The sequence below is a fragment of the Paenibacillus sp. JCM 10914 genome, from assembly GCF_001315105.1.
Lineage (GTDB): Bacteria > Bacillota > Bacilli > Paenibacillales > Paenibacillaceae > Paenibacillus_AQ.
In genome coordinates this window covers 99,888-111,070 of the sequence record NZ_BAZR01000005.1, presented here as the reverse complement: position 1 = coordinate 111,070, position 11,183 = coordinate 99,888, and the positions used below count along the sequence as shown (strand labels likewise).

Sequence of the window (11,183 nt, the reverse complement as noted above, 5' to 3'; positions counted from 1 at the left end):
TTATCGTAAATAATCCGGAACGCTTCAGCATCTCTGAAGAAATTGGTTACACCGATCAACAAATCCTTACGGAGGCGCCCAGTTCCTCGCGGTGGTTTTCCAGATAAGCCATATACTCTTGAATCGTCGGTACGTTGTTCATGACCATACGGCGTTCGATTCGACGCAGCACACTGTTTCGTTTGTAATACGTAAAATCAATTCCGCTATCCTGCCGGATCTTCTCAAAATCAGCTGAATCAATTGCTCCGTCGTGAGCTGTTCTTGATTGCTCGAGAGATTAACAACGCCAAATCCACGCATATGCTGTATCAGCCGCTCTGGCATCTGCTTCGGCGAGAGTACATCGTCCACTTTCCCGGTCATCTTGGCACTGTTCGGCATCCCATCGAATTTCGCGGTTTGACTGTCCTGTGCTATGACCAGCCCTCCTGCTTCCTTGATGTCCATGATGCCGTTTGAACCGTCTGCTCCCGTACCCGACAATACAATTGCGACTGCTCTATTACCATAGTTGGCTGCCAAGGAGCGGAAGAACATATCGATGGACATATGAACAGCCGGATGCTTGACCGTCTCTGTTAACTGCAGACGACCTTCTTTCATCGTCATCATCTTACCAGGCGGAATCAGGTAGATGTGATTCGATTGTATCGGCATGTCATGCTCCGCTTCAACGATAGGCATCACGGTATATTTTCTTAATATCTCGCCCAATAAACTTTTATAATCTGGAGAAAGATGCTGCACTACAATAAAGGCAAGTCCAACATCAGAGGGCATATGATCGAAAAACACTTCCAAGGCTGCAAGCCCCCCCGCGGAGGCACCCACCCCAACGATGCATGTTGGGCCTTGAGCTGCCTGTGTCATCTCCGTTGAGCCTAGTATCGGCACTGAATCCGTTATGGGATATTCGCTTTGTTCATGTTCCATCATCGGCCTCTTCCCCTTCCGTCTCTCCATTTGGTAATGTAGCCAAGTATGTTTCAAGCCGGGTTATAGCTTCTGCCAGAAAGTAATGATATACCTGTTCAGTACCCCTAGCCAAGATCAGGAAATTTGGCTTCCATACCATGTGCTACGAGGATCCCATTCAGCCATATCGCATAATCTGTAAATATATCAACACGACCAACTTCGAGAGCTGTCTCAAGATGTCGCTTGTGATAGCGCCTGACCTACCAGGGCTTTTTAATACATTATACTAGAATATTATAGGACCTTTTCATATTCGACAAAACTTTTAAGATTCGTCTATTTTCCCCTAGGGCCTGCCCCGCCAATACAAAGAGCCGGACATCACCCACCCGCAAATGAACATTCGCTCGACCGTTTGTAATACTTTCGATTGGCGATTAGTCGTAATTTCTATATGAAAACAGCTCTAATCCTCCCGGTATGAACCCGTCACACCACCCATTATGATAAAAGTTGGCTGATATTAAGCCGTACATCGCAATTCCCTTATATATGAGAACGTTTACATTCCTACACTACATAGAAATGAGGTTGTACAGATGAACTATCAATTTCAGAATCCGGATCTTCCATTAGAGCAGCGGGTCAACGATCTGGTATCTCAATTCACGTTGGCTGAGAAAATCGCCTTAATGTGCCAATACCAGACAGCGGTCCCCAGACTCGGCGTACCTCAATATAAACATGGCACCGAAGGTGCCCACGGTGTCGCATGGCTCGGTGAAGCGACGGTCTTCCCCCAGAATACCGGACTCGCCTGCACTTGGAATCCTGAGCTGATGCGCAGCATTGGTTCGGTTATTGCAGATGAGACTCGCGTGTATTACCAACGCGACAAAGCTATGAACGGGTTAACAGTCTGGGCGCCTACGGTAGATATGGAACGCGACCCCAGGTGGGGTCGCACAGAAGAAGCATACGGTGAGGATCCGCATCTAACCGGCGAACTCGCTGCAGGACTCGTGCAAGGCATGCAAGGAGATCACCCCTTCTATCTCAAAACCGTAGCCACGCTGAAACATTATTACGGGAACAACAATGAAGTTGACCGCGGCAGCGCCTCGGTCAGCATCGATCCGCGCAACAAAAGAGAGTACTATTTGAAGGCCTTTGAGACTCCATTCCGCAAAGGCGGCGCTAAATCGATGATGACCGCCTATAATAGCATCAACGGCGTACCATGTAATCTGAACCATGAAGTCAACGATATCGTAAAGGATGAATGGGGCATGGACGGATTTGTTGTCGGGGATGCGGGCGATGTGCTCGGCACCGTGATGGATCACCACTATGTGGCATCGTATGCAGAGGCCGTTGCCGGCTCGGTCAGAGCCGGCATCGACAGCATCACCGATGATCAGAACATCTCCTTTCAAGCCCTGCGGGATGCATTGGATCAAGCCCTGCTGTGCGAATCGGATCTGGATCGTGCGCTGCGCAACACCTTTCGTGTTCGCTTTCGCCTCGGTGAATTTGATCCGGACGATCGCAATCCTTATCATCACGTACCCGAGTCGAAGCTGTGTGCGCCAGATCATGCCGAATTATCACTTCAGGCTGCACGCGAATCGGTCGTGCTGCTGAAGAACGATGGGTTGCTGCCACTCGCGCGTGATCCACGTGCCTCCACTGCCCTCATTGGACCGCTTGCCAATGAGGCTTATACGGACTGGTACAGCGGTACACCTCCATACCGCATTACTCCTTTGCAAGGGATACAAGAGAAGCTTGGCGACGCCCCGGTTCAATTCCATACGGGATTAGATCGGGTACGCCTGCGCTGCAAGGCTACAGGTCGATACGTTACCATATGTGCCGAAGATCATTCTCTTCGTGCAGACGCGACAGATTCCGCCCAGGCCACGATTCTTGAACGAAACGATTGGGGCTGGGGTTCAGAGACGCTCCGGCTGATCAGTAGCGGTAAGTTCGTCACAGAAAGCGAGAGCAAGCAGCTTCAACCCACCGCGGACGAAGCACGCGGCTGGTTCGTGAAGGAGGCCTTCCGTTTTGAGGACACGGCAGAGGGCGCGGTGACCATGAAATCGTGGGACGGCTCTCCAGTCGGTATGGATGCACAAGGGCGTCTCCTTGCATGCCATGAGGATGGGCCAGATGAAGGAGCCTCCTTTATTCTGGAACAAGTACAGAACGGCATTGAGGCAGCGGTAGCCGCAGCAGCCGCTGCCGATAAAGCGATCGTATTCGTCGGAAACAGCCCGTTCATCAACGGGAAAGAAACGATCGACCGACCGGATATCACACTCCCTCCCTCTCAGCACGCGCTGATTCAAGCCGTCTATGAAGCCAACCCAAATACGGTGGTCGTCATCGTAGGCGGTTATCCGTTCGCGGTAAACTGGGAGCAGGAGCACATACCGTCCATTCTCTTCACCTCCCATGCCGGCCAAGAGCTTGGCCACGCCGTAGCAGATGTCCTGTATGGCGACTACAATCCGGCAGGCCGCTTGAATATGACGTGGTACAAATCCGTTGATCAGCTACCGGACATTATGGATTATGACATCATCAAGGGTAAGCGGACGTATCAATATTTTGATGGAGACGTCCTGTACCCGTTCGGGCATGGACTAAGCTATTCTAGCTTCCGTTATACGAACCTATCCCTTAGTCATGCCCAAATGACGCAGGATGGGAGCGTGACGGTTGCGATCGATGTCAAGAACGAAAGCACCATAGCCGGAGACGAGGTTGTTCAGCTATACGTTCGCGCTGAGCACTCGCGTATTCCAAGACCGCTCAGAACCCTGAAGGGCTTCCGCCGTATCCATCTTGCCCCGGGAAGCAGCGAGACCGTGAAGTTCGAACTGAGCGCGCAGGAGCTTGCATACTGGGACGTCACCCGAGATCGATACTGCGTGGAGAGTGGCACCTACTTGTTAATGATCGGTCCTTCTTCCAGTCAGGCACTGGCAAGTATGCGACTGCAAGTATCCGGGGAAACCGTTCCTCCGCGCTCACTGGTCCAGCGAGTCCAAGCTGCGAATTATGACGATTATCAAAGTGTCTACCTTGATGAATGCCGCGAGGGCGGTGACAGTATTCGCCTAAAAGACGAAGAGGGATGGATCGCCTTTCACAACGTGAATTTCAACCATGCACCGACTACATTTGAGGCGAGAGTTAGCGGGGATACCCGCGGCGGTGAAATACGGGTAACGACAGGCAGTCCCGATGGTCCTGTCGTGGGAAGCTGCAAAGTTCTGCCTACGGGTGGCCATCAGGCTTGGACTACCGCCCAAGCTTCGGTTACAGGTCTGCAAGCAGGAACATGCATCGTATATCTCACCCTCAAGGGCGAGGCCCAGCTTAGCTGGTTCCGCATGGAATAGAACTAGAAGCGCATGCAAAAGCGCGAGGTATTGGAGTCACATCCAAGATACCTCGCGCTTTTTATTTGTGACTGCGGTGCGTCCATCATAACAGGTATTCCACGTGCTTATGTGGAAAGGATGTACGATGTTCTGTGAGCCATTCCCGCATAACCCGCAAAAAATATGAACCGCAGCGGCGGGTCATCTGTTTATATAGCATAACCCAAACGAAAGGAGCGCTCTGAATGACAGAACGCGAGCTGTTCGACTCGTACAACCAAGATGTGTACCGCACTTGTTATTACATGCTGCGGAATGCACAGGATGCCGAAGATGTATGCCACGACGTGTTCGTCACCGTATTTCGTCAGGAATGGAGACGTATTGAGCACCTCCGAGCCTGGATCATGCGCATTACCATGAATCAGTGCCTCAACCTGCTCAGGAGAAATCAAACCAAGCACAGCAAGCAAACGGAAGTCCGGTGGCTTCATGAGCAAACCGCAGCTTCGGCCAAATCCGTTGACACCATCATCCTCGAACAGGAAGCCGCGCAGGAATGGGATAAGCTGCTGCAACAGCTTCCTGATAAACTGATGGCCGTCGTCACGCTCCGCTATATTGGTGAGCTGTCGATGGCAGAGATTGCCCAAACATTGAAGATTCCTGTAGGGACCGTGAAATCCAGACTGCACAAAGCGCTGAAGCTCATGCGCAGGAAACTTGAAAGCCACCAAGCGCCGTGGCTGAAGGGAGAGAAGCATTATGGAACGTATTGAGAAGAATCTGAAGAAACAGATGAATTCCGGGAATACCATACCCTACCCCGATTTCGACCAAATGTGGAGCAGTATCGAGCGGGATGAATTGAAAGTATCCGGTGGCGAGTCGCTCCTGCTCCGTCCTCGCAAGCGCAAGCGAATCGCACTAGTAGCAGGTATATCCATCGCATTGATGCTACGCCGGTCTATGCTGCTTTCCAGTATGACTGGTCCAGCTTACTGACCTATCGCGCCGGCATCCAATCCGCACTTGAACAAGGCCTGGGACAGAACATAGCGCAATCGGTTACAAGAGATGGCATCACCCTGACCGTCCACACTGCCTTTACGGACGAGAACCGGACTTTCCTGCTGTATAGCCTGGACCCTGGAAGCTCGGAGCATCGTGAACTAGTCAGCTACGGCAAAGTCGGTATGCAAGACCGTAACGGGAACTGGATCGAGGGGAATTCGGCTCATGACTGGAATGCACGGGAAGGAGTCTTCCAGGGATATTTTGAAACGGACTGGGTGGCGAAGGATAACCAAATCGAGGTTGCTTTCACTCTGACTGATATCCGGTTTGTAGGAGAGGTCGAGAAACCACTTGCCTTTGACCCGCTTCAATCCAAGCAGCAGACGGTTGCTATTGAACAGGATGGCATCGGCAGTATAACGCTGCAGTCATTTGAGCAGCCAGAAGGTAAGACGATGCTGAAATCAGCGATTGCTTTTACCGATCCCCAGGCCCAGGAGAACAACTGGGTGCGGATTCAAGCAATCAATGGGCATAATGAGCAGCTCAAGGAAACCGAACCCTCCATATACGGCACGCCGGGAGAGCACGGCGAGATTCTTAATCAGCAAGTATTTCAACGGGAGGCATTGCTCGCAGAAGGCACGCGTTTCCAAATCGCATATTTGGCCGACGTAGCCAAAGCCGAAGGAACATGGAGCGTGCCGATGGTCTTGTCGAAGAAACAACTGGAGAACGGTTCTTTTAAGGAGAAACTGGATATCGCACTGGAGCAGGTGCCAGGAGGAACAACCATCGAAGGCATGGTTGTAACACCGACTCAAGTCCGTCTGAACTTAAGACATGAAGAAAAATATTCGCGTCTCCCTTACATGGACTATCAACTGGATGTAGGCGGCACCTTAATTCAAGGAGGATGGTGGTTGTTAAGCAATCAGCCTCATCAATCGGAACTACGCTTTGAGATGGCCGGACTGGATCCTTCCGCGCTCGCGGATCAACCGGTTTCCCTCATCGCGAAGCACCGCGTAGACGATCATGAAGGTGACGGTACTCCGATTCGTCTAACGAACATATCTACCGATAAGCAGTTCATCAGCTCTAACGTCGCAGGTCATGCTATTACGTGGTCATACTATATGAAAGAACATAACCTTTATGTTGAATCATACAGCGCGGACCGGCAGTTCGGCGGCGTGAATCAAACCTATTATCTGAGCGGGGACCAGCGTAATTACGGGAAGCCCGCCTTCACGGGCATGGTCGGGGATGGGAATAACCAACATACGGACGTTTATGAGAATTTCGAAGGAACCGAGCTGGAGATCTTTATCTGGCGTTATATGACCGAGAAACCGGACGATGAGCTGCGTATCCAGCTCAAATAAATTCATAAGGGAGCCTCAGGGCTCCCTTTTTCTATGTTCACAATCCATTTTTTCTTGTACATTCTGGTATCCTTCGATAAAGCTATCGACATTTGGGTAATTTTTAAATAACATATGTGATGACCTGATCTCATCATAGAGGATGTAAGAGCTTAGAAAGTAGGTTCAATATGAGAAAAACGACCCCTTTACGCCGCGTTGAACTTGGTTATTTCCTGCTGATTGCGCTCGCCATGATCCAACAACTGTTCATATTCTGGAACATCTATCTGCACCAAGACTACACCATGACAGAATTCATGTTCAGCATCGCCACGCTGGCCGCTTTATTGATCGGTTTTTTCCTGCCGGTCGGCGTGTCCACCGTCCTGTTGTTCCTGTTTCTCGTCACCTATTTCGTCTGGTTATCGACCCTAGCCCCCATCAATCTGCTTACCTTATCATGGATTCTCGTTCTGCCTGCCAACACGGTCGCTGCTATTGTCATCAAGCTTGCCCTGGTACGCAGCCGAAGGTTCATCCGCCGTCTGGAACAGTTACGAAGAACCAACGGACGTTGACCTCGATACGTCCCTGGGGAGTAAAGACGCCTTCGCGGATACCTTGATCAAGCAGGCGAATCTGGCGAACCGGTACTCGGACCAGTATGGCTTTTGCATCGTCATGTTTAAACTGGATTTCCTGCCGCTGACCCGTGAATCAGTGGGCTCGCATCGTTTCGGCAAGCTGATTACGCAGCTCTCGCAGACGATCCAGAATCAAATCCGTTATGAAGACTATAAATTCTCGATCGGAGAAGGTCGTTTCATTATTCTATGTCCGATGACCAAGCCGGAATATCTCAAGCGTCTGATGGATCGCATCAAGATTGCGATGATGAACGTGCCTTTTCGAGATAAAAAAGGAATGTCCCTCAAGCTGGTTGTCCGTGCCGGCGGCCTCGTCTTTCAGAAAGAGCAGTTTAGTCGATATGTTGATGTCGATGACGTGATTTCCTCGCTCGAACGTAATGCGGAAACCGATCTCATCGGTGAATATATATAGCCTATGCCACAGGAGGTTCTTTGACCGAAAATGTCTTACACCAGTTGGTTTATTCCCCTATGCATTGGGGTTAGTCTGTTGTTCACGGTAGCCATTCTTGTACTGACCGTTGCCACGCTAAGCTTCCGTTCCACAATCAAGCGCAAGTATGATCGGGGGAAGTTCATTGACTGATATTTTACTGGTCATTGCCATGATCAGCATTTGGATCGCCGTTCTGGAGTCCATTATCATCATGGCAGGCGCAATCCTGTTCATTCATAAGCAAAGTCGCCAGAAACTTGTAAACCCAAGCAATTTGGAACAATTTCCTACGGTCACGGTGATGGTTCCCGCACATAATGAGGAATTGGTCATCCAAGCGACAGTGGAGCATATTCTCCAGATGAATTACCCGCATCACAAAATGCAATTGATCGTTATCGCCGATAACTGCAAGGATCAGACGGCGAATCGGCTTCGAGCGCTGCAAGCGAATGAGCGTTATGCCGAACGTGACTTTCATATCATGGAGAGAACCGGTACCGGCGGCAAATCCGGTGCGCTCAACGATGCCCTGGAGCTAGCCACGGGCGACTGGGTCTGCGTGTATGACGCCGACGCCGCACCTGAGAAGAACGCCTTGTTATTCCTGACTCAGAAAGCGCTGGAGAAGCCGGAGCTTTACGGTGCGGTATTCGGGCGTAATAAAGCACGAAACCGCGGACAGAACTTCTTGTCTCGATGCATTAATCTTGAGCTGGTTACCATTCAGCGGGTTCATCACACCGGCTTGTGGCAGCTCTTTAAGCTTGGCACGATTCCGGGAACGAACTTCATCGTTAAGACGGAGCTTCTGCGCGATATCGGCGGCTGGGACGAGCATGCGATTACAGAAGATACTGCGATCTCCTTCGAGATTCTCACTCGTGGACAGTTAATCGCGCTAGCCCCGCAAGCCGAAGCCTACCAGCAGGAACCCGAGGATCTGAAGGTATATATGAAACAGCGAGAACGCTGGGCCAAAGGCAATTATAGCGTCGTCATGGACAATATTCATCATCTGTTCGATCGGACGAGCTGGCGGATCAAGCTGCATGTGCTCTATTATGCCGCGAGCTACTTCTGGTTCATGATAGCCATCATTATATCGGACATTATTTTTGTAGCGAATATCGTGTACCAAGTAATTGCCTTGTTTAACCCGGCCGTCATTTCTCCGTTCCGGTTCGAGGGCGATGTGTATGTCTATCTGATCATTGCATGGGCGTTGATGTATTACATCTACGTGCTCCAGATTAATCTGGCACTGGCAGCCGATATCGGCCAAAGCACCACACGCAACTTCATCCTGTCCTGTATCTCCTATTTTACGTACGCACAGCTATTTCTGATTATCTCGATCAGGGCTTTCGTATCCATCATCGGCGATAAACTGACGGGGCGGGAGTCCAAGTGGTATAAGACGGAGCGCTTCGGTTAAAGGATCTATCCTCTTAGAATGTTTACACCTGCCATTTGTGGTTAATCATGTAGTGGAAATGGAGATTTCTCCACACAATAAGCTTCAGGTCCTCCCATGAGCTAGGAAATTCAGCTTATTCCCCTTCCAGCCATCTTGAAATATAGTAGAGGAACTTGACGATAACCCAACTGGAGGAACATCTATGAAATCACAATCTAATAGCCCGTCAGCACCGGGTAAACAAGATCGCTTCTCATCAGCCGGATTCATCCTGGCTGCGATCGGGAGCTCCGTCGGGCTCGGGAACATGTGGAAGTTCCCTTATATTACAGGCGAGCATGGCGGAGCTGCCTTCTTTCTGCTCTTCATTGTCTGTCTTATCATCATTGGCTTGCCTGTGTTGTTGGCTGAGCTTGCCATTGGGCGTTCCGGACGAGGTAGTGCCGCTACATCATTCGTGAAGGCTGGTGGACCGAAAGTGTTCGGTCACCTTGGACTTCTTCAAGTCATCGTACCGTTCCTGATCCTGACATTTTATGTGATTGTCGCTGGTTGGACACTGCATTATGCCATCATGTCTTTCAGTGGCGATCTGTATACGAATACAGATTTTAGCGGTCAGTTTAATACCTTTATTGAAGGGTATATGCCGCTCGTATGGCAGGTTGCGGCGATTGCGATTACGGGCTGGGTCGTAGCGAAAGGAATTTCCGGTGGGATCGAAAAATTCAATAAAATTCTGATCCCCGGGCTCGTGGTCCTACTCATCATCCTGATGATTCGTGCTGTAACGCTGCCGGGAGCAGGAGCAGGTGTGTCCTTCTTCCTGAATCCCGATTTCTCCAAACTAAGCGCAGAAGCGGCACTCGTTGCACTCGGACATGCGTTCTTCTCGCTGTCCCTTGGTATGGGTATCTTGTTAACCTACGGGGCCTATGTGGATAAGCGCCAGCCCCTGGGACCAGCGACACTGGCTATCGGGGCAGGGGACTTGATCTATGCGTTTATCGCCGGACTGATCATCTTTCCGACCACCTTCTCCTTCGGGATCGAACCGAATGAAGGTCCGTCGTTGGTCTTTATCGCCTTGCCAGCGGCCTTCTCGGCTATGCCATTCGGCTCCTTCTTCGGAGGACTATTCTTCGTACTCCTGGCGATCGCTGCACTGACTTCTGCCGTGTCCTTGCTGGAGGTACCTATCTCATTCGTGATGGATAAATGGAAGTGGGGGCGAACGAAGTCCGTCTTGATCATATGTATGCTTGTCCTGTTAGTAGGATTGCCTTCCGCGCTGTCATTTGGCATCGTGCCAGGGCTGTCCGATATCAACGGCAAGAACCTCTTTGATTGGTTGGACTTTATCACATCCAATATCCTGCTCCCGATCGGTGGATTAGTCACCACGATCTTTGCAGGATACTTCTGGAGCAAAGCCGCCGAGGCTTCCGGGCTTACCGCGAGATGGTTCCGAATCTGGCTGTTCATGCTGCGATATGTTGCCCCGATTCTCGTGTTTTTCGTACTGCTTCACACCACAGGCGTCCTCGACTTCGACCAAGACTAAACAACGACAGGCAATCCCAAGGGTCTATGAAGACCGGTCGGGATTGCCTGTTTTATCCCAATCTAATCTATAAGATCCGCATGGGGATTGCTAACTCTCTATGCGGTTTCTCTTTATGGTTGAGCCGTTTTTGTTCAAAAAAACAGCCGTTTACCCACCGTTACTGGATAAACGACACTATCGAATTTACGGCTTGTTATCTGAAGAAGGAGAATCGGACTGACCCGGCTGTTTCTCATCAACGGGATGGCAATCATTCGAGCCCTTCTTGGCTTTCTTCTCCTGCTCGGTGCCGGTTCTGAACTTATTTAGATCCATTCCAAGTTGTTCACAGACCAATTCAATAGGAAGACGAATAGACATATACCACCTCGACTCTGATGATTTAATGGTTATACATACAACTGAAT

At 50.4% G+C, this 11,183-nt stretch carries 10 protein-coding genes and 2 pseudogenes; 9 read left to right on the top strand and 3 right to left on the bottom strand.

Annotation, left to right across the window (positions count from 1 at the left end):
- Positions 1–55: 55 nt before the first annotated feature.
- Positions 56–172 (bottom strand): hypothetical protein, encoded by a 117-nt coding sequence (locus tag JCM10914_RS29930; RefSeq protein WP_231638588.1) that lies wholly within the window; start codon positions 170–172, stop codon positions 56–58.
- A complete protein-coding gene (locus JCM10914_RS29925) occupies positions 139–939 on the bottom strand; it encodes a chemotaxis protein CheB (protein ID WP_023959840.1) in 801 nt (266 codons plus the stop codon). Before JCM10914_RS29925 ends, JCM10914_RS29930 begins: the two co-directional genes overlap by 34 nt.
- A gap of 581 nt (positions 940–1,520) precedes the next feature.
- Here JCM10914_RS29925 and JCM10914_RS09030 point away from each other — a divergent pair.
- From JCM10914_RS09030 to JCM10914_RS09005, 9 genes and pseudogenes are all read left to right on the top strand, one after another.
- Positions 1,521–4,334 carry a glycoside hydrolase family 3 protein gene (locus JCM10914_RS09030; RefSeq protein WP_023959838.1) on the top strand — a complete coding sequence of 938 codons (2,814 nt, stop codon included), beginning with the start codon at positions 1,521–1,523 and terminating at the stop codon, positions 4,332–4,334.
- A gap of 227 nt (positions 4,335–4,561) precedes the next feature.
- Positions 4,562–5,095 (top strand): RNA polymerase sigma factor, encoded by a 534-nt coding sequence (locus tag JCM10914_RS09025; RefSeq protein WP_023959836.1) that lies wholly within the window; start codon positions 4,562–4,564, stop codon positions 5,093–5,095.
- Positions 5,082–5,321, top strand: a complete 240-nt coding sequence (locus JCM10914_RS31745; protein ID WP_023959834.1) for a hypothetical protein — start codon at positions 5,082–5,084, stop codon at positions 5,319–5,321. Before JCM10914_RS09025 ends, JCM10914_RS31745 begins: the two co-directional genes overlap by 14 nt.
- Positions 5,258–5,401, top strand: a pseudogene (locus JCM10914_RS31740) (hypothetical protein); the annotation flags it as partial. The gene JCM10914_RS31745 and the pseudogene JCM10914_RS31740, both read left to right, overlap by 64 nt.
- Positions 5,402–5,512: 111 nt before the next feature.
- Positions 5,513–6,721 (top strand): hypothetical protein, encoded by a 1,209-nt coding sequence (locus tag JCM10914_RS09020; RefSeq protein ID WP_023959832.1) that lies wholly within the window; start codon positions 5,513–5,515, stop codon positions 6,719–6,721.
- A gap of 170 nt (positions 6,722–6,891) precedes the next feature.
- Positions 6,892–7,765: pseudogene (locus JCM10914_RS09015) on the top strand (GGDEF domain-containing protein).
- A 30-nt stretch (positions 7,766–7,795) separates the two neighbouring features.
- Positions 7,796–7,939, top strand: coding sequence for a hypothetical protein (locus JCM10914_RS29220; protein WP_162834831.1), 144 nt, complete (start codon positions 7,796–7,798; stop codon positions 7,937–7,939).
- A complete protein-coding gene (locus JCM10914_RS09010; protein WP_023959826.1) occupies positions 7,932–9,227 on the top strand; it encodes a glycosyltransferase in 1,296 nt (431 codons plus the stop codon). The genes JCM10914_RS29220 and JCM10914_RS09010 overlap by 8 nt, the downstream gene beginning before the upstream one ends.
- 184 nt (positions 9,228–9,411) lie before the next feature.
- Entirely contained in the window at positions 9,412–10,773 is a 1,362-nt protein-coding gene (locus tag JCM10914_RS09005) for a sodium-dependent transporter (protein WP_023959824.1), read from the top strand.
- Positions 10,774–10,959: 186 nt separating this feature from the next.
- Here JCM10914_RS09005 and JCM10914_RS28820 read toward each other — a convergent pair whose 3' ends face one another.
- Positions 10,960–11,136 (bottom strand): hypothetical protein, encoded by a 177-nt coding sequence (locus JCM10914_RS28820; protein ID WP_156332310.1) that lies wholly within the window; start codon positions 11,134–11,136, stop codon positions 10,960–10,962.
- Positions 11,137–11,183 lie beyond the last annotated feature (47 nt).

What these genes read in the sequence shown, in the direction of transcription:
- JCM10914_RS29220 (WP_162834831.1), top strand. Translation starts at nt 7,796, where the DNA reads ATGTCTTACACCAGTTGGTTTATTCCCCTATGCATTGGGGTTAGTCTG.
- JCM10914_RS31745 (WP_023959834.1), top strand. Translation starts at nt 5,082, where the DNA reads ATGGAACGTATTGAGAAGAATCTGAAGAAACAGATGAATTCCGGGAAT.
- JCM10914_RS09025 (WP_023959836.1), top strand. Translation starts at nt 4,562, where the DNA reads ATGACAGAACGCGAGCTGTTCGACTCGTACAACCAAGATGTGTACCGC.
- JCM10914_RS28820 (WP_156332310.1), bottom strand. Translation starts at nt 11,136, where the DNA reads ATGTCTATTCGTCTTCCTATTGAATTGGTCTGTGAACAACTTGGAATG.
- JCM10914_RS09020 (WP_023959832.1), top strand. Translation starts at nt 5,513, where the DNA reads ATGCAAGACCGTAACGGGAACTGGATCGAGGGGAATTCGGCTCATGAC.
- JCM10914_RS09030 (WP_023959838.1), top strand. Translation starts at nt 1,521, where the DNA reads ATGAACTATCAATTTCAGAATCCGGATCTTCCATTAGAGCAGCGGGTC.
- JCM10914_RS29925 (WP_023959840.1), bottom strand. Translation starts at nt 939, where the DNA reads ATGATGGAACATGAACAAAGCGAATATCCCATAACGGATTCAGTGCCG.
- JCM10914_RS09005 (WP_023959824.1), top strand. Translation starts at nt 9,412, where the DNA reads ATGAAATCACAATCTAATAGCCCGTCAGCACCGGGTAAACAAGATCGC.